Genomic DNA, 17,883 nt, shown 5'->3' with positions numbered 1-17,883 from the left:
TGGACCTGTTTGGCGCCATCATGCCATAGTTTTAGTCAGGGGTTAATCAGGTTTTCGACGGTTCGCACTGAGATTTTTTTGGCCTGTCGCTGTGGAACCAGTAGAATAAGCGCACTTTGGTTCTTTGGTGTTTTTATGCGTCTGTTACAGCAGCTCTCTGCTAAACCCTATTCCACTTTTGCCCTGGATACACAGCTTGCCGAATTGGTTGAGCTGGAGTCTTTGGCTGAATTAATGGCTTATCAGCCACAAGCCACACCTTTATTGTTAGGCGAGGGTAGCAACAGCATTTTCCTGAGCAATCAAACTCAGACTGTTTTACGTTATTTAGCCAAAAGCCGGACTGTGCTGTCAGAAGATGAAAAGAATGTACAACTGCATATAGAAGCAGGGGACAACTGGCATCAACTGGTCAGTTGGACCGTAGCTCAGGGCTGGTGGGGATTAGAAAATTTATCCTTGATCCCAGGCTCTGTAGGTGCAGCTCCGGTACAAAATATAGGTGCTTATGGTGCTGAGTTGGCGGATTGTTGTGATTATGTCGATTTTTTTCATTGGCAAAGCTGTGAGGTACGGCGTTTAAGCAAAGGTGATTGTGGTTTTGCCTACCGTGACAGCATTTTCAAAACGGCTCTTGCCGGTCAGGGCGTCATTGTGGCTGTCGGTTTAACTCTGAAAAAACAAGGTCAGCCGAAATTAGGCTACAAAGGGTTGGAGCATTTAAATCAACACAGCAGTGTTGCTGAAGTGGCACAAGCCGTCATTGCAGTGCGTCAATCCAAGTTGCCTGACCCTGCGGTATTGCCTAATTGCGGCAGCTTTTTTAAAAACCCTGTGGTCAGCCACACTGTGTTTGAAACCATTCAGCATGCTTATCCTGCGATACCGTTTTATCCACAAGCTGATGGTTTGGTCAAATTGGCGGCAGGCTGGCTGATAGAACAAGTGGGCTTAAAAGGTCAGCGTATTGGCGATGTCGGTTGTTATGAAAAACAAGCGCTGGTGCTGGTGAATTTTGGGCTGGGCACAGCTGCAGATTTAAAGCAGATGATTGCGCTGATACAGCAAAAAGTTGCAGTTACTTTTGCTGTTCAGCTCGAACCTGAGGTGCGCTTACTTGGCTAATGAACCACGTAAAACCTTGCCCCATAGCCTGATTGTACAGCGACAACTGGTGCATTATCTGGCTGATGGCGCTTTGTGTTCCGGGCAGTGGCTGGGGGAGCAGTTGGGTATTAGCCGCACTGCTGTCGCCAAACATTTAGAGCAATTGCAGCAGTACGGTCTGGATTTATACAAAATAAAAGGCAAAGGCTATCGCCTTGCGCAACCTGTGCAGTTGCTTGATGCCGCATTGATTAAACAACAACAGCAACAACAGGCACCGGTGTGGGTGCAATCGGTCACTGATTCAACCAACAGCCAGCTGATGCAAAAACTCAAAGATGGGGTAGTGCCGGAAAAAGGTGCTGTGCTGGTGGCTGAAGCTCAGACTGCGGGTCGAGGTCGGCGTGGTAAACAGTGGTTTTCGCCTTTTGGCTGCAATTTGTATTTTTCAATGTATTGGCAGCTGGAGCAAGGCATACAGGCTGCTATGGGGTTAAGTTTAGTGGTAGGGCTTGCCGTTGCCAAAGTGCTGCAACAGCAGTGGCAATTACCGGTGCGGTTAAAGTGGCCAAATGACTTATATATAGAACATAAAAAACTTGGTGGCATTTTAGTGGAGTTGGCCGGGCAGACTCATGCTCAGTGTGATGTCGTCATAGGTTTAGGCTTAAATATCCGTATGCCGGATCACACAGATAAAGCTGTGGATCAACCCTGGGCTGATTTAACTTCAGCTTTAGGTCAGCCCATAGACCGCAATTTATTGGTGGCTTTGTTGCAGCATCAGCTGGTGCTGGAGTTGCAGCAGTTTAGCCAGCAGGGTTTTGTGGGTTATGTGCAGGAGTTTAATCAGTTGGATCAATTTGCCGGTGAGCAAGTGACTTTATCCAGTGGCAGTCAAATCATCACTGGTCTTTGTGCTGGTGTGGATGCTCAGGGCGGGCTGGTGCTGGATATCAATGGCCAGAAGCAAAGCTTTTATGGCGGTGAACTTAGCTTAAGAAAGGCGCTGTGATGGAATTATTACTGGATATAGGCAATAGCCGCAGCAAAGCCCGTTTAGCTGCTGGCGGACAACTGAGCGAAATACAACTGGAAAACATCTGTGCAGAGCAGTGGTCGTCAATAAAAGCTGTGTACTGTGCCAGTGTGGCGGCTGACAGCCGGGTGTTGGCAATACGTGAGCAAATTCCATCTGCAATTCCTTTTATCCAAATCCGCAGTGAAGCTCAGGCTTTTGGCGTTATTAACAGTTATCAGCAGCCGCATTTATTAGGGGTGGATCGCTGGCTGGCTTTAGTGGCAGCAGCAGAGATACATCCCAATACAGATCTGTTAATAGCAGACGCTGGTACAGCTTTAACTATTGATTGGTTAAGTGCTGCTGGTGCGCATCAGGGCGGCTGGATTTTGGCCGGGCAAAAACTGCAGCAAGAAGCTGTGTTAAGCAAAACCGCCAAAGTATTTTCGGCGGAGTTGGAAACAGAGCAATTATGCCCGGCAACCGACACAGCCACAGCTTTGTATCAGGGCGCTATTGCTGCTTTAGTTGGGGCTATCCGGCATGCCTATGCAATTAAACCAACACAGCGGATTATCTTAACGGGTGGCGATGCCAGGCTTCTACAAAAATACCTGACCGATCTGCCTATTCAGCTCGAACCTCAATTGATCTTTCAGGGATTAGCCCGTTATATTCAGCCGAATTGACCATTTTGTGTACTTATTGAGCATTCAGGCCTTAATTTATAAGTTTTTTTTTATTTCCTGTTGCGTGGGGTGGGGCATTCCACTAGAATTCGCACCCACTGACGTAGTGCCGCTTTAGCTCAGTTGGTAGAGCAACTGACTTGTAATCAGTAGGTCATCCGTTCGACTCGGATAAGCGGCACCATTAGTATAGTGGAGGGGTTCCCGAGTGGCCAAAGGGATCAGACTGTAAATCTGCCGGCACTGCCTTCGAAGGTTCGAATCCTTCCCCCTCCACCATTTTCAGTACAATAGCTACGAGTAGGCCGCGGGCATCGTATAATGGCTATTACCTCAGCCTTCCAAGCTGATGATGCGGGTTCGATTCCCGCTGCCCGCTCCAAACAGATCACGTTGCTGATATAGCTCAGGCGGTAGAGCGCATCCTTGGTAAGGATGAGGTCCCCAGTTCGATTCTGGGTATCAGCACCATCTTAAAAGCCTCTCTTGCTTTACAATCAAAAAACACTTATTTCATACAACCACCGTTTGCTAAAAAGGGTCTATTTATGGCTAAGGCTAAATTCGAACGTAATAAACCGCACGTTAACGTAGGCACCATCGGTCACGTTGACCACGGTAAAACTACTTTAACTGCTGCTATCACTAACGTACTGGCCAAGCACTACGGTGGTCAGGCATTCGCTTTCGATCAAATCGACAAAGCGCCAGAAGAGAAAGCTCGTGGTATCACGATCAACACTTCTCACGTTGAATACGATACACCAACTCGTCACTACGCCCACGTAGACTGCCCAGGTCACGCTGACTATGTGAAGAACATGATCACTGGTGCTGCTCAGATGGACGGCGCAATCCTGGTAGTAGCAGCGACTGACGGCCCAATGCCACAGACACGTGAGCACATCCTGTTATCTCGTCAGGTAGGTGTACCTTTCATCGTTGTATTCATGAACAAATGTGACATGGTTGATGATGAAGAGCTGTTAGAGCTGGTGGAGATGGAAGTTCGTGAACTTCTGTCAGACTACGATTTCCCAGGTGATGACCTGCCGGTAATCCGTGGTTCAGCTTTAAAAGGTCTGGAAGGCGATGCAGTTTGGGAACCAAAAATCCTTGAGCTGGCAGCAGCTTTAGATTCTTACATCCCAGAGCCAGTACGTGCGATTGATAAGCCATTCATCATGCCAATCGAAGACGTATTCTCAATTGCTGGTCGTGGTACTGTAGTAACAGGCCGTGTAGAGCAAGGTATCGTAAAAGTAGGCGAGTCAGTAGAAATCGTTGGTCTGAAAGACACAGTGACGACTACTTGTACTGGTGTAGAAATGTTCCGTAAACTGTTAGACGAAGGTCGTGCAGGCGAGAACATCGGCGCGCTGTTACGTGGTACTAAACGTGAAGACGTAGAACGTGGTCAGGTATTAGCGAAGCCAGGTTCAATCAAGCCACACACCAAGTTCGAAGGTGAAGTGTACGTATTATCAAAAGAAGAAGGTGGTCGTCATACTCCATTCTTCAAAGGTTACCGTCCACAGTTCTACTTCCGTACAACAGACGTGACTGGTTCAGTAGAACTGCCAGAAGGCGTAGAGATGGTAATGCCAGGCGACAACCTGAAGTTTGTTGTAGAGCTTATCAACCCAATCGCGATGGACGAAGGTTTACGCTTCGCCATCCGTGAAGGTGGCCGCACAGTAGGTGCTGGTGTAGTATCTAAAGTACTGGCGTAATAGTCAGAACTTGAAAAGGGCTCCACTGGGGCCCTTTTTTATATAGCCTTTGTTAACTAAAGCCGGAAAATTCAGAACAACAGGCTTGAGTTCCGCACAGCTAATCCTGATTAAATAGTTTCAAGTCGGATCCTTATCTTGTTTTAGTCGTCTAAGACAGTATAATGAGCGGCTATTTTTGTGGGACTGCTTTGGTAGTTGGCACAATTTTCTGTAGGGGCGTAGTTCCAATTGGTAGAACAGCGGTCTCCAAAACCGATGGTTGGGGGTTCGAATCCCTCCGCCCCTGCCACTTATATTAGGCGCTAAGGTGTTTTGCACGTTAGTCGAAGTAGTAGCTTGTAACAACAAGCCATGGGAAAGTGAGTTAAAGCATGAATGCAACGAGTGAAACCCCAAAAGGCGGCTTAGATTTAGTCAAGTGGCTGAGCGTCTTAGTTCTGCTGACCCTGATGGTCGCAGCGAACTATATATATGAGTTTTCTGCAGTTGAAAAAGCTGCAAGCATAGTGGTTTTAGTCGGCCTGGCCGCTTTTATTGCAGCCAAGACCAGCAAAGGCGCTGCATTTATTGAGTTTGCGAAAGAAGCCAGAACTGAAGTTCGCAAAGTTGTATGGCCAACCCGTCAGGAAACAATGCAAACCACTATTATCGTAATGGTTGCGACCTTGATTGTTGCATTATTACTTTGGGGCTTAGATTCAATTTTATTAAGCCTTGTATCATTTATCACAGGTCTGGGGATCTAAGTTATGTCAGGAAAAATGCGTTGGTATGTAGTTCAGGCTTTTTCGGGTTTTGAACAGCGCGTAGCGACTTCATTGCGTGAGCATATCAAGATCCAGCAAATGGAAGACAAGTTTGGCGAAGTGCTGGTTCCAACTGAAGAAGTTGTTGAAATGCGCGCTGGTCAGAAACGTAAGTCTGAACGCAAATTTTTCCCTGGCTACGTATTAGTACAGATGGAAATGTGTGAAGAAGCATGGCACTTAGTGAAAAGTGTGCCACGCGTATTAGGTTTCATCGGTGGTACTTCAGACCGTCCGGCACCTATCAGCCAGAAAGAAGCTGACACTATTCTGAACCGTCTGCAGGATAACGCTGATAAGCCGAAACCTAAGACTCTGTTCGAAGCTGGTGAAGTGGTACGTGTGACTGAAGGTCCATTTGCTGACTTTAACGGCGTAGTAGAAGAAGTGGATTACGAGAAAAGCCGCGTGAAGGTGTCCGTGTTGATTTTCGGTCGCTCTACTCCTGTTGAACTGGAATTTGGCCAGGTCGAAAAAGCCTAAGCAGAAATAGTTTGTAACGGGCCGCTGATTAAAATATAATCGCGGCCTTTTTTAACGTCAGGGGAGCCGTTTGAGTAAGTGTCCTCGCACTTACGAGGCTGAGACCCTAAATTGAGGTGAAACATGGCAAAGAAAGTCACGGCACTTGTAAAATTACAAGTTAAAGCTGGTATGGCAAACCCGTCGCCACCAGTTGGTCCAGCATTGGGTCAACACGGTGTGAACATCATGGAATTCTGTAAAGGCTTCAACGCCCGTACAGAGTCACTGGAAAAAGGCATGCCTATTCCAGTAGTGATCACTGTATACAGCGACCGCTCATTTACATTTGAAACCCGCACCCCACCTGCTTCTTTCTTATTATTGAAAGCTGCTGGTTTAAAAGGTGGTTCAGGCCGTCCTAATACCCAGAAAGTGGGTAAAGTAACTGTTGCTCAGCTGGAAGAGATCGTTAAGATCAAACGTGCTGACTTAACAGCGGGTACTGACGAAGCAGCACTGAGCACTATTGCTGGTACTGCCCGTTCAATGGGCTTAGTGGTGGAGGGTTAATCAATGGCTAAATTATCAAAGCGTGCTAAATTAATCCGTTCAAAAGTAGATTCTACTCGTGAATACGCGATCAATGACGCAGTTGCGTTATTAAAAGAATTAACAGCTGGCAAGTTCGTTGAATCAGTTGATGTTGCTATCAACCTGGGTATCGACGCTCGTAAGTCAGACCAAAACGTTCGTGGCGCTACTGTGTTACCACACGGTACCGGCCGCACTGTACGTGTTGCTGTGTTCACTCAGGGTGCTAACGCTGAAGCTGCTAAAGCTGCAGGCGCTGACATCGTGGGTATGGAAGACTTAGCTGAATTAGTTAAGAAAGGCGAGATGAACTTTGATGTTGTTATCGCTTCTCCAGACGCAATGCGTGTTGTTGGTATGTTAGGTCAGATCTTAGGCCCACGTGGTTTAATGCCTAACCCTAAAACTGGCACAGTGACTCCAAACGTTGCTGAAGCAGTGAAAAATGCTAAAGCTGGTCAGGTTCGTTACCGTAACGACAAGAATGGTATCATCCATTCTACAGTTGGTAAGGTTAACTTCGACACTGACAAACTGAAAGAGAACATCGAAGCTCTGTTAGTTGCATTAAAGCGTGCTAAGCCATCTGTAGCAAAAGGTGTTTTCATCAAGAAAGTAACCATTTCTACGACTCACGGCGCAGGTATCGTTTTAGATCAGGCTTCTTTAGACGCCAAAATCTAATTCAGTCCTCTGAAATAGCTGCTTTACAGGAGCGTGTGGTTATTTTATAATCTCGCGCTCAAAAATTCGGGTAGAAGCCGGACTTTGTTTACAAAGTTTCCGGCTTCCGTCCAAGACCGTAGGTGCCGCAAATTTTCTAAAAAGGCGTGGCTTAAAAGCACAACCTACGCAGACGGTGTTAGCCCCAGAAAGATTCCTATCAATCTGGCTCTCACCGTAAATCGCGCGTTAAACAGTAAGTTTTACTGCTTAACGTTGTGTAGGCAACCAGACAATACCGTCTGGAAGAACCAGGAGTTAAGAGCCAATGGCTATTAAGCTTGATGACAAAAAAGCGATCGTTGCTGAAGTTCAGGAAGCTGCCATAGGTGCTTTATCTGCGGTAGTTGCAGACGCTCGCGGTGTTACTGTAGGCAAAATCACTGATCTGCGTAAGCAGGCCCGTGAAGCTGGCGTATGGATGAAAGTTGTCCGTAACACGCTGGTACGCCGTGCAGTAGCTGGCACCGAGTTCGAGTGTTTAAGCAACGCGTTCGTTGGCCCAACACTGATTGCATTCTCTAAAGAGCACCCAGGTGCTGCAGCGCGTATCTTCAAAGATTTCGCGAAAGAAAATGCTAAGTTTGAGCTGAAAGGCGCAGCCTTCAATGGCGCCACAGTTAGCATTGACGTTTTAGCATCGTTGCCAACGTACAACGAAGCTATTGCACGTTTAATGAGCACTATGAAAGAAGCAGCAGCCGGCAAATTGGTACGTACCATCGCCGCAGTTCGCGACCAAAAACAAGCCTAAACAACGTAATTTTACGTTTCGTTTGGAATTAAAGTTTAATACGGGATACGTCCCCTTAATTTAGGAATCTGAGCAATGTCAGTTACTAAAGATCAAATCTTAGATGCTATCGCAGCAATGTCTGTAATGGAAGTTGTTGAATTAGTTAGCGCTATGGAAGAAAAGTTCGGCGTTTCTGCTGCTGCTGCTGTTGCAGTTGCTGCTGGTCCAGCTGCTGCTGTTGAAGAACAAACAGAATTCAACGTAATTCTGGCAGCTGTTGGCGCTAACAAAGTATCAGTAATCAAAGCTGTTCGCGGCGCTACTGGTTTAGGCCTGAAAGAAGCTAAAGATTTAGTTGAAGCTGCTCCAGCTGCAATTAAAGAAGCAGTTTCTAAAGCCGAAGCTGAAGCTCTGAAGAAAGAGTTAGAAGAAGCTGGTGCTACTGTTGAAGTTAAATAATCTAGATTTTTCTAGATTATACGCCTGATTTCAGGCTAGGCTGGTGGTGAAATAACCACCGGCCTTTTTGCGCTGTGGGACATTGATTTTCCCCACCCTAATGTTGCCATGTCGGCGACATTCAAGCCGCCCCTAGAGGGTAGGTAGGGTAAAAAATCAGCTAGCTGAGGAACCCCATGACTTACTCTTATTCTGAAAAGAAACGTATCCGTAAGGACTTCGGCAAACGTCCACAAGTGCTGGATGTGCCATATCTGTTGTCGATTCAAATTGAATCGTTCAGCAAATTTATCGAACCTGATCCAGAAGGTGGATACGGCTTAGAAGCTGCATTCCGTTCTGTATTCCCAATTAAAAGCTACTCAGGTAGTGCCGAGCTGCAATATGTCAGCTACCGCATTGGCGAGCCGGTTTTTGACGTCAAAGAGTGCCAAATTCGTGGTGTGACTTACTCAGCTCCGCTGCGTGTCAAACTGCGCATGGTGTTATTTGATAAAGAAGTGCCAGGTACAATCAAAGATATCCGTGAACAAGAAGTCTATATGGGCGAAATCCCATTGATGACTGAAAACGGTACCTTTGTAATCAATGGTACTGAACGTGTTATCGTTTCTCAGCTGCACCGTAGCCCGGGTGTATTCTTTGACCACGACCGTGGCAAGACTCACTCCTCCGGCAAGGTTTTATACAATGCTCGCGTGATCCCTTACCGTGGTTCATGGTTAGACTTTGAGTTCGATGCCAAAGATAACCTGTTCGTGCGTATCGATCGTCGCCGCAAATTGCCAGCCACTATTTTATTACGTGCGCTGAGCTTAAGTACTGAAGAAATTTTAAGTACTTTCTTCGAAAGCACCCGTTTTGAAATTAAAGACGGCAAACTGTTGATGGAAGTGGTCGCAAACCGCTTACGTGGTGAAACAGCTGCTTTTGATATCAAAGACAACGATGGCGAAGTGATAGTAGAAGCTGGTCGTCGTATTACTGCCCGTCATGTGCGTCAGTTAGAAAAAACTGGCATGACACTGATGGAAGTTCCACATGAATATGTAGTAGGCCGCGTTTTATCAAAAAATTACGCTGACCGTTCAACCGGAGAGATTATTGCCGAGGCGAACGCAGAGCTCACACTGGAGCTGTTAGCAAAACTAGCAAAAGCGGGCTACGAAAGTTTCGAAACTCTTTACATTAACGATTTGGACCAAGGTTCTTATATTTCTGAAACCATCCGGATCGATCCAAGCAGCAACCGCATGGAAGCATTGGTAGAAATCTACCGTATGATGCGTCCAGGCGAGCCACCAACGCGTGAAGCTGCTGAAACTTTATTTGAAAACCTGTTCTTCTCTGAAGATCGTTATGACCTGTCTACTGTAGGTCGTATGAAGTTCAACCGTCGTGTTGACTTCGAAGAAGGTAAAGGCGTAGGCGTTTTATCCAAAGACGATATTCTGGCTGTAATGAAGGTCTTAATCGACATTCGTAACGGTAAAGGCGAAGTGGACGATATCGACCACTTAGGTAACAGACGTATCCGTTCTGTCGGTGAAATGGCCGAAAACCAATTCCGTGTTGGTTTAGTTCGTGTGGAACGTGCAGTAAAAGAGCGCCTGTCTTTAGGTGATCTGGACGCTGTAATGCCACAGGATCTGATCAACGCTAAGCCTATTTCTGCTGCGGTGAAAGAGTTCTTTGGTTCAAGCCAACTGTCTCAGTTTATGGACCAGAACAACCCACTGTCAGAAGTAACGCACAAACGTCGTATTTCTGCGTTAGGCCCGGGCGGTTTGACCCGTGAGCGCGCAGGCTTCGAAGTACGTGACGTTCACCCAACACACTACGGTCGTGTTTGTCCAATCGAGACGCCAGAAGGTCCAAACATCGGTTTGATCAACTCGCTGTCTATGTTTGCTCAAACCAACGAATACGGTTTCCTCGAAACACCTTACCGTCGTATTGAAGATGGTATTGTGACTGACGAAGTCGATTTCTTATCTGCGATTGAAGAAGGTAACTTTGTTATCGCTCAGGCGAACGCCGAGTTAAGCGCAGAAAACCGTCTGGTTGAAGATTTAGTACCGTGCCGTTACAAAAACGAATTCACCTTAATGCCGGCTGACAAGGTTCAGTATATGGACGTTGCACCACAGCAGATCGTATCTGTTGCTGCTGCTCTGATCCCGTTCCTGGAACACGATGACGCCAACCGTGCATTAATGGGTTCAAACATGCAACGTCAGGCCGTTCCTACATTACGTGCTGATAAGCCGTTAGTAGGTACTGGTGTAGAACGTGTTGTAGCCAAAGACTCTGGTGTAACTGTTGTTGCGAAACGTGGTGGTACTGTTGACTATGTCGACGCCAGCCGTATCGTAATTAAAGTACACGAAGAAGAAATGGTAGCCGGTGAAGCCGGTATCGACATCTACAACCTGACTAAATACACCCGTTCTAACCAGAACACCTGTATCAACCAGCGCCCATGTGTAAACCATGGTGAGCCGATTGAACGTGGTGATGTACTGGCTGATGGTCCGTCTACGGACTTAGGTGAACTGGCTTTAGGTCAAAACTTACGCGTGGCATTCATGCCGTGGAACGGTTACAACTTCGAAGATTCGATCTTGTTATCCGAGCGTTTAGTACAGGAAGATCGTTTAACCACTATTCACATTCAGGAACTGAGCTGTATCGCTCGTGATACCAAGTTAGGGCCTGAAGAAATCACTGCCGATATTCCAAACGTAGGTGAGTCTGCTTTATCTAAGCTGGACGAAGCCGGTATCGTTTACATCGGTGCTGAAGTGAAAGGCGGCGACATTCTGGTTGGTAAGGTCACACCTAAAGGTGAAAGCCAGCTGACTCCGGAAGAAAAACTGTTACGCGCTATCTTCGGTGAAAAAGCTTCTGACGTAAAAGACAGCTCATTACGTGTGCCTAACTCTGTAACTGGTACAGTTATCGATGTTCAGGTCTTCACCCGTGATGGCGTTGAAAAAGACAAACGTGCCCGTGAAATCGAAGAAATGGAAGTCAAACAGGCTAAGAAAGACCTGAATGAAGAATTCCGTATCCTTGAAGAAGGTATCTTCTCACGTGCTCGCAACCTGGTTGAAAGCACAGGCGTTGACCGCACTAAGCTGAACGGCTTACGTGGTGATGCTCTGTTAGGCTACAGCCTGGCTGATGAAGATAAGCAAAACGATCTGGAACAATTAGCGGCTCAGTACGAAGAAATCCGTATTGAATACGATAAGAAATTCGAAGCCAAACGTCGCAAGATTGTTCAGGGTGACGATTTAGCTCCAGGCGTTCTGAAGATCGTTAAAGTGTACTTAGCTGTGAAACGTCGTATCCAGCCTGGTGACAAGATGGCCGGTCGTCACGGTAACAAGGGTGTGGTTTCTACCATTGTTCCAGTTGAAGACATGCCATATGACGAAAAAGGTCAGCCGGTTGATATCGTACTGAACCCGCTGGGTGTACCGTCTCGTATGAACATCGGTCAGATCCTTGAAACTCACTTAGGCTTAGCGGCCCGTGGTATCGGTGACAAGATTGACGGCATGATCAAAGACCAGAAAGAAGTTGCGGAAATCCGTGCCTTCCTGAAAAAGGTTTATGAGCTGGGTGAATCCCGTCAGGATGTGAATATCAGTAGTTTCACAGATGACGAAGTGCGTCGTTTAGCAGAAAACCTGCGTAAAGGTTTACCTGTAGCTACTCCGGTGTTTGATGGCGCCAAAGAAAGCGAAATCAAAGAACTGTTGGCTTTAGGTGACTTACCGACCAGCGGTCAGATCACATTGTATGATGGTCGTACCGGCAATACCTTCGAACGTAAGGTAACTGTTGGCTACATGTACATGCTGAAACTGAACCACTTGGTTGATGACAAGATGCACGCCCGTTCTACTGGTTCATACAGTCTGGTTACTCAACAACCATTGGGCGGTAAAGCTCAGTTTGGTGGTCAGCGTTTCGGTGAGATGGAAGTGTGGGCTCTGGAAGCATACGGCGCAGCATACACGCTGCAAGAGATGTTAACAGTCAAGTCTGATGACGTGAATGGCCGTACCAAGATGTATAAAAACATCGTGGATGGCGACCACCGCATGGAACCAGGCATGCCAGAATCTTTCAACGTATTGATGAAAGAGATCCGTTCACTCGGTATCAACATCGAATTGGAAGAGGAATAACCCCGGTTAGGAAAACTAATCGAATTGTCCGGGGCGGTACGCCGCCCCTTGCTGGTTAACCTCTTACAGGAGAGCAAAGGTGAAAGACTTATTAAAGTTTCTGAAACAACAAACTAAAACTGAAGAGTTCGATGTGATTCGTATCGGCCTTTCTTCACCAGACATGATCCGTTCATGGTCTTTTGGTGAAGTGAAAAAGCCTGAGACGATCAACTACCGTACCTTCAAGCCAGAGCGCGATGGTTTGTTTTGTGCACGGATTTTTGGCCCGGTAAAAGACTATGAGTGTCTGTGTGGTAAATACAAACGCTTAAAGCACCGTGGTGTGATCTGTGAAAAATGTGGTGTTGAAGTCACTCTGACCAAAGTACGTCGTGAGCGTATGGGTCATATTGAACTGGCCAGCCCAACAGCCCACATTTGGTTCCTGAAATCACTGCCAAGCCGTATCGGTTTGCTGTTAGATATGACATTACGTGATATCGAACGTGTACTGTATTTTGAATCTTATGTTGTGACTGAACCAGGCATGACTTCTTTAGAGCGTCGTCAGATGCTGACTGAAGAAGAATATCTGGACGTGCTGGAAGAGCACGGCGACGAGTTCGAAGCCAAAATGGGTGCAGAAGCAATTCTGGACATTTTACGTGGCATTGAACTGGCAACAGAGATCAAACAAATGCGTGAAGAGTTGCCAACCATCAACTCTGAAACCAAACGTAAGAAGATCAGCAAACGTCTGAAACTGATGGAAGCATTCCACACTTCTGGTAACAAACCAGAGTGGATGATCATGACAGTACTGCCAGTACTGCCACCAGATCTGCGTCCTTTAGTTCCATTAGACGGTGGCCGTTTTGCCACTTCTGATCTGAACGATTTATACCGCCGTGTGATCAACCGTAACAACCGTCTGAAGCGTCTTTTAGACCTGTCAGCTCCTGATATCATCGTACGTAACGAAAAGCGTATGTTGCAGGAAGCTGTAGATGCGTTGTTAGACAACGGTCGTCGCGGTCGCGCTATCACGGGTTCGAACAAGCGTCCTCTGAAATCTTTGGCCGATATGATCAAAGGTAAACAAGGTCGTTTCCGTCAGAACTTGTTAGGTAAGCGTGTTGACTACTCAGGCCGTTCTGTAATCACAGTAGGTCCTACTTTACGTCTGCATCAGTGCGGTTTACCAAAGAAAATGGCTTTAGAGTTATTCAAGCCTTTCATCTACGGTAAGTTAGAAGCCCGCGGTTTAGCCACTACTATTAAAGCGGCTAAAAAGATGGTTGAACGTGAAGAAGGCGCTGTATGGGACGTTCTGGACGAAGTAATCCGTGAACATCCGGTGCTGTTAAACCGTGCTCCTACACTTCACCGTTTAGGTATCCAGGCATTCGAACCTGTACTGATCGAAGGTAAGGCTATCCAGTTACATCCATTGGTGTGTGCTGCATACAACGCCGACTTCGACGGTGACCAGATGGCCGTTCACGTGCCTCTGACCATTGAAGCTCAGTTAGAAGCCCGTGCGCTGATGATGTCGACGAACAACGTTCTGTCGCCAGCTAACGGTGAACCAATCATCGTTCCTTCACAGGACGTTGTATTGGGTCTGTATTACATGACGCGTGATGCGGTAAACGCCAAGGGCGAAGGCATGATCTTTAAACATGCCAAGGAAGCTGAAAAAGCTTTCCGTGCCGGTGTTGCCAGCTTACACGCCCGTGTCAAAGTACGTATTACTGAAGTGACCATTGCCGAAGACGGCACCCGTTCTTCTGTGACTGCAGTACGCGACACTACAGTAGGCCGTGCGATTCTGTACTCCATCATGCCGGAAGGCTTAGCCTTTGATTCAATCAACCAGGCTATGGGTAAGAAACAGATTTCACGTTTACTGAACGGCTCTTACCGTCGTATTGGTCTGAAAAACACCGTTATTTTAGCGGATCAGATCATGTACACAGGTTTCCATTACGCCATGTTGTCAGGTGTGTCTGTTGGTATTGACGATATGGTCATCCCGGCAGCCAAGGTTGATATCATTTCTGCTGCAGAAGCTGAAGTGGCTGAGATCCAGGACCAGTTCCAACAAGGTTTAGTAACGGCCGGTGAAAAGTACAACAAAGTCATCGACATTTGGTCAACTGCCAACGAAGCCTTATCTAAGGCGATGATGGACAACTTATCGAAAGAGTCAGTTGTGGATCGCGATGGCAATACAGTCACTCAACCGTCATTTAACTCTGTTTATATGATGGCCGACTCTGGCGCACGGGGCTCTCCAGCTCAGATCCGTCAGTTAGCCGGTATGCGTGGTCTGATGGCTAAACCAGATGGTTCAATCATCGAAACGCCAATTACAGCGAACTTCCGTGAAGGTCTGAGCGTACTTCAGTACTTCATCTCTACTCACGGTGCTCGTAAAGGTTTGGCGGATACAGCGTTAAAAACAGCAAACTCCGGTTACCTGACTCGTCGTCTGGTTGACGTTGCACAGGATTTAGTCGTGACTGAATCTGACTGTGGCTCAACAGAAGGCATCATGATGAAGCCACTGATTGAAGGTGGTGACGTTGTAGAAGGTCTGCGTGAGCGCGTATTAGGTCGTGTTGTGATCGGCGACGTGGTAGTTCCTGCAACTGGCGAAGTGCTGGTTGAAGACGGCACCATGTTAGACGAGAAGCTGTGTGATGCGATTGAAAAACACTCGATTGACGAAGTCTATGTTCGTTCTGTAATTACCTGTCAGACCAACTTTGGTGTATGTGCCAAGTGTTACGGTCGTGATTTGGCCCGAGGCCACATCATCAACGCTGGTGAAGCTGTAGGCGTTATCGCCGCTCAGTCCATCGGTGAGCCAGGTACACAGTTAACGATGCGTACATTCCACATCGGTGGTGCTGCATCACGGTCATCAGCTGAGAACAGCGTACAAGTGAAGAACTCAGGTATCCTGAAGTTACACAATGCGAAGTTCGTACGTAACAGTGACAACAAAATTGTTATCACTTCACGTTCAGCCGAAGTCACAGTGTTCGACGACATGGGTCGTGAGAAAGAGCGTTACAAGCTGCCATACGGTTCTATTTTAGCCACAGACGACAATGCGAAAATCGTGTCTGGCCAAATCGTTGCAAGCTGGGATCCGCACTCTCACCCAATTATCGTAGAACGTGGTGCCAAGGTGTCGCATAGCGATATCGATGATACCAACACTGAAGTTCAGCAGGACGACCTGACTGGTTTAACCCGTACTGTGGTGAAAGACCTGTCGAAGGCCAATGCGAAAGAACCTAAGTTAATTTTAGAAATGGACGACGGTGCGTTACAGGAAATCCGCTTACCCAGCTTCACCACTATTGAAGTGACTGATGGTTCGAACGTAAAAGCCGGTGCTGTATTAGCCCGTATTCCACAAGAAAGCTCGAAAACACGCGACATCACGGGTGGTCTGCCACGCGTTGCCGACTTGTTCGAAGCCCGTAAGCCAAAAGATCCTGCCATCCTGGCGGAAATCTCAGGTGTTATTAGCTTCGGTAAAGAAACCAAAGGCAAACGTCGTCTGATCATTACCCCAGAGCAAGGTGATTCTCATGAAGAGATGATCCCGAAATGGCGTCAGGTGAACGTGTTCGAAGGTGAACGTATCGAGAAAGGTGAAGTGATCTCCGAAGGTCCAGAGTCACCACACGATATCCTGCGCTTACGTGGTATCCACCATGTAGCCAGTTACATCGTGAACGAAGTACAGGATGTATACCGTCTGCAAGGCGTTAAGATTAACGACAAGCACATCGAAACTATTATTCGTCAAATGCTGCGTAAATGTTTAATCATTCACCCAGGTAGCAGCGAATTCTTAGAAGGTGAAATGGCGGAAGTGTCACGCGTTAATATTGCAAACGCTGAACTGGAAGCAGCAGGTAAGATCCCTGCGAAGTACGAGCGGTCGTTGTTAGGTATTACCAAAGCATCACTGTCAACGGACTCTTTCATTTCTGCGGCGTCGTTCCAGGAAACAACGCGCGTATTAACAGAAGCTGCAGTCGGCGGAAAATTCGACGAGCTGCGTGGCCTGAAAGAAAACGTAATTGTCGGCCGTTTGATCCCGGCAGGTACTGGTTTTGCGTATCACCAAAACCGTATCCGTCAGCGTCAACGTGTCGCCAATGGCGAAGTCGCTGAACCGGCGATGAGTGCAGAAAGTGCTGAACAAGCTCTGACTGATGCTCTGAATATGGACTTGTCAGGCAACGACGAATAAGTCGAAGCCGCAGATTGGGATGGTCGCCAGCAAATGACCATCCCTTTTTGTTCCTTGACAGGTCAAAGGTTGACCAGTAGAATTCCGCAGCCCCAAATTTGGGTGCGGAATTTTCACGTTTATAGGTAGTTATTTAACCAGGAGTATTTAATGGCAACAATCAACCAGCTAGTGCGTAAGCCGCGCAGCCAGGTGGTCTCTAAGAGCACCGTGCCGGCGCTCGAAGCTTGCCCACAGAAGCGTGGTGTTTGTACCCGCGTATACACCACCACACCTAAGAAGCCTAACTCTGCATTACGTAAAGTATGCCGTGTTCGTTTAACTAACGGATTCGAAGTGACTTCTTACATCGGCGGTGAAGGCCACAACTTACAGGAACACAGTGTTGTTCTGATCCGTGGCGGCCGGGTAAAAGACCTTCCAGGTGTGCGTTATCACACCGTACGCGGCACTTTAGACTGTGCAGGCGTTAAAGATCGTAAGCAAGGCCGTTCTAAATACGGCGCTAAACGGCCGAAGAACAAATAACTTAACTCCGTTAAGTAAGGCCAAACTAAGTAACTTTTTTCATTAAAAGTTTTGGAATCCCCTGAAGCAATCGGAGTTTCGAATGCCAAGAAGACGCGTCATAGGTCAACGTAAAATCCTTCCAGATCCTAAGTTCGGAAGTGAATTACTTGCCAAGTTCGTAAACGTCGTAATGATCGACGGTAAAAAATCTACAGCTGAATCAATTGTATACGGCGCATTAGACATCGCTGCGACAAAATCTAAAAAACCAGAGCTGGATCTGTTCGAAGTTGCATTAGACAACATTCGTCCTACTGTTGAAGTTAAATCACGCCGTGTGGGTGGTTCTACTTACCAGGTTCCATGTGAAGTTCGTCAGGTTCGTCGTAACGCTTTAGCTATGCGTTGGTTGGTTGAAGCTGCCCGTAAACGTGGCGAGAAATCAATGGCCCAGCGTTTAGCTGGTGAAATGCTGGATGCCGTTGAGAATAAAGGTTCTGCTGTTAAGAAACGTGAAGACGTTCACCGTATGGCTGAAGCGAACAAAGCTTTCGCTCATTTCCGTTGGTAAGACAGA

General features: G+C 47.1%; 14 protein-coding genes and 5 tRNA genes. All 19 read left to right on the top strand.

The window, feature by feature from the left end:
* Window positions 1-135: 135 nt before the first annotated feature.
* Entirely contained in the window at window positions 136-1,125 is a 990-nt protein-coding gene (gene murB / locus LSG34_RS19385; RefSeq protein ID WP_233010951.1) for a UDP-N-acetylmuramate dehydrogenase, read from the top strand.
* Window positions 1,118-2,122, top strand: coding sequence for a bifunctional biotin--[acetyl-CoA-carboxylase] ligase/biotin operon repressor BirA (gene birA, locus LSG34_RS19380; protein WP_233010949.1), 1,005 nt, complete (start codon window positions 1,118-1,120; stop codon window positions 2,120-2,122). The genes murB and birA overlap by 8 nt, the downstream gene beginning before the upstream one ends.
* Complete coding sequence (locus LSG34_RS19375) at window positions 2,122-2,817, top strand: type III pantothenate kinase (RefSeq protein ID WP_233010947.1); 696 nt, start codon at window positions 2,122-2,124, stop codon at window positions 2,815-2,817. The genes birA and LSG34_RS19375 overlap by 1 nt, the downstream gene beginning before the upstream one ends.
* Before the next feature lie 108 nt (window positions 2,818-2,925).
* Window positions 2,926-3,001 (top strand) — tRNA-Thr (locus LSG34_RS19370).
* A gap of 10 nt (window positions 3,002-3,011) precedes the next feature.
* A tRNA-Tyr gene (locus LSG34_RS19365) sits at window positions 3,012-3,096 on the top strand.
* Between the two features lie 28 nt (window positions 3,097-3,124).
* Window positions 3,125-3,199, top strand: a tRNA-Gly gene (locus tag LSG34_RS19360).
* 13 nt (window positions 3,200-3,212) lie between these two features.
* A tRNA-Thr gene (locus tag LSG34_RS19355) sits at window positions 3,213-3,288 on the top strand.
* Between the two features lie 77 nt (window positions 3,289-3,365).
* Complete coding sequence (gene tuf / locus LSG34_RS19350) at window positions 3,366-4,550, top strand: elongation factor Tu (RefSeq protein WP_233010933.1); 1,185 nt, start codon at window positions 3,366-3,368, stop codon at window positions 4,548-4,550.
* 215 nt (window positions 4,551-4,765) lie between these two features.
* A tRNA-Trp gene (locus tag LSG34_RS19345) sits at window positions 4,766-4,842 on the top strand.
* An 82-nt stretch (window positions 4,843-4,924) separates the two neighbouring features.
* Window positions 4,925-5,299 carry a preprotein translocase subunit SecE gene (gene secE / locus LSG34_RS19340; protein WP_233010945.1) on the top strand — a complete coding sequence of 125 codons (375 nt, stop codon included), beginning with the start codon at window positions 4,925-4,927 and terminating at the stop codon, window positions 5,297-5,299.
* A 15-nt stretch (window positions 5,300-5,314) separates the two neighbouring features.
* Entirely contained in the window at window positions 5,315-5,842 is a 528-nt protein-coding gene (gene nusG, locus LSG34_RS19335; RefSeq protein ID WP_086003576.1) for a transcription termination/antitermination protein NusG, read from the top strand.
* A 123-nt stretch (window positions 5,843-5,965) separates the two neighbouring features.
* A complete protein-coding gene (gene rplK, locus LSG34_RS19330) occupies window positions 5,966-6,394 on the top strand; it encodes a 50S ribosomal protein L11 (RefSeq protein ID WP_008899795.1) in 429 nt (142 codons plus the stop codon).
* Window positions 6,395-6,397: 3 nt separating this feature from the next.
* Window positions 6,398-7,099: a 50S ribosomal protein L1 gene (rplA, locus tag LSG34_RS19325; RefSeq protein ID WP_233010943.1), complete on the top strand. Its 702-nt coding sequence runs from the start codon at window positions 6,398-6,400 to the stop codon at window positions 7,097-7,099.
* 307 nt (window positions 7,100-7,406) lie between these two features.
* Window positions 7,407-7,892, top strand: a complete 486-nt coding sequence (rplJ, locus tag LSG34_RS19320) for a 50S ribosomal protein L10 (protein WP_233010941.1) — start codon at window positions 7,407-7,409, stop codon at window positions 7,890-7,892.
* A gap of 75 nt (window positions 7,893-7,967) precedes the next feature.
* Complete coding sequence (rplL, locus tag LSG34_RS19315) at window positions 7,968-8,333, top strand: 50S ribosomal protein L7/L12 (RefSeq protein WP_008899792.1); 366 nt, start codon at window positions 7,968-7,970, stop codon at window positions 8,331-8,333.
* A 176-nt stretch (window positions 8,334-8,509) separates the two neighbouring features.
* Window positions 8,510-12,535, top strand: a complete 4,026-nt coding sequence (gene rpoB / locus LSG34_RS19310; protein WP_233010939.1) for a DNA-directed RNA polymerase subunit beta — start codon at window positions 8,510-8,512, stop codon at window positions 12,533-12,535.
* Window positions 12,536-12,614: 79 nt separating this feature from the next.
* Window positions 12,615-16,796 carry a DNA-directed RNA polymerase subunit beta' gene (gene rpoC / locus LSG34_RS19305; protein ID WP_233010937.1) on the top strand — a complete coding sequence of 1,394 codons (4,182 nt, stop codon included), beginning with the start codon at window positions 12,615-12,617 and terminating at the stop codon, window positions 16,794-16,796.
* A 150-nt stretch (window positions 16,797-16,946) separates the two neighbouring features.
* Window positions 16,947-17,324, top strand: coding sequence for a 30S ribosomal protein S12 (rpsL, locus tag LSG34_RS19300; protein WP_008899789.1), 378 nt, complete (start codon window positions 16,947-16,949; stop codon window positions 17,322-17,324).
* An 82-nt stretch (window positions 17,325-17,406) separates the two neighbouring features.
* Complete coding sequence (gene rpsG, locus LSG34_RS19295; RefSeq protein WP_008899788.1) at window positions 17,407-17,877, top strand: 30S ribosomal protein S7; 471 nt, start codon at window positions 17,407-17,409, stop codon at window positions 17,875-17,877.
* The last annotated feature ends 6 nt before the right edge of the window (window positions 17,878-17,883 follow it).

The organism is Rheinheimera faecalis (genome assembly GCF_021290965.1).
GTDB classification, from domain to species: domain Bacteria; phylum Pseudomonadota; class Gammaproteobacteria; order Enterobacterales; family Alteromonadaceae; genus Pararheinheimera; species Pararheinheimera faecalis.
Note: the sequence above shows the minus strand (reverse complement) of the source record. Positions and strands in the feature narration are given on the sequence as shown.

Excerpts from the sequence above, each read along its gene's own strand:
- murB (WP_233010951.1), top strand. The coding sequence starts at position 136 with ATGCGTCTGTTACAGCAGCTCTCTGCTAAACCCTATTCCACTTTTGCC.
- rplK (WP_008899795.1), top strand. The coding sequence starts at position 5,966 with ATGGCAAAGAAAGTCACGGCACTTGTAAAATTACAAGTTAAAGCTGGT.
- rplJ (WP_233010941.1), top strand. The coding sequence starts at position 7,407 with ATGGCTATTAAGCTTGATGACAAAAAAGCGATCGTTGCTGAAGTTCAG.
- rplL (WP_008899792.1), top strand. The coding sequence starts at position 7,968 with ATGTCAGTTACTAAAGATCAAATCTTAGATGCTATCGCAGCAATGTCT.
- rplA (WP_233010943.1), top strand. The coding sequence starts at position 6,398 with ATGGCTAAATTATCAAAGCGTGCTAAATTAATCCGTTCAAAAGTAGAT.
- rpsL (WP_008899789.1), top strand. The coding sequence starts at position 16,947 with ATGGCAACAATCAACCAGCTAGTGCGTAAGCCGCGCAGCCAGGTGGTC.
- nusG (WP_086003576.1), top strand. The coding sequence starts at position 5,315 with ATGCGTTGGTATGTAGTTCAGGCTTTTTCGGGTTTTGAACAGCGCGTA.
- rpsG (WP_008899788.1), top strand. The coding sequence starts at position 17,407 with ATGCCAAGAAGACGCGTCATAGGTCAACGTAAAATCCTTCCAGATCCT.
- secE (WP_233010945.1), top strand. The coding sequence starts at position 4,925 with ATGAATGCAACGAGTGAAACCCCAAAAGGCGGCTTAGATTTAGTCAAG.
- rpoB (WP_233010939.1), top strand. The coding sequence starts at position 8,510 with ATGACTTACTCTTATTCTGAAAAGAAACGTATCCGTAAGGACTTCGGC.
- tuf (WP_233010933.1), top strand. The coding sequence starts at position 3,366 with ATGGCTAAGGCTAAATTCGAACGTAATAAACCGCACGTTAACGTAGGC.
- LSG34_RS19375 (WP_233010947.1), top strand. The coding sequence starts at position 2,122 with ATGGAATTATTACTGGATATAGGCAATAGCCGCAGCAAAGCCCGTTTA.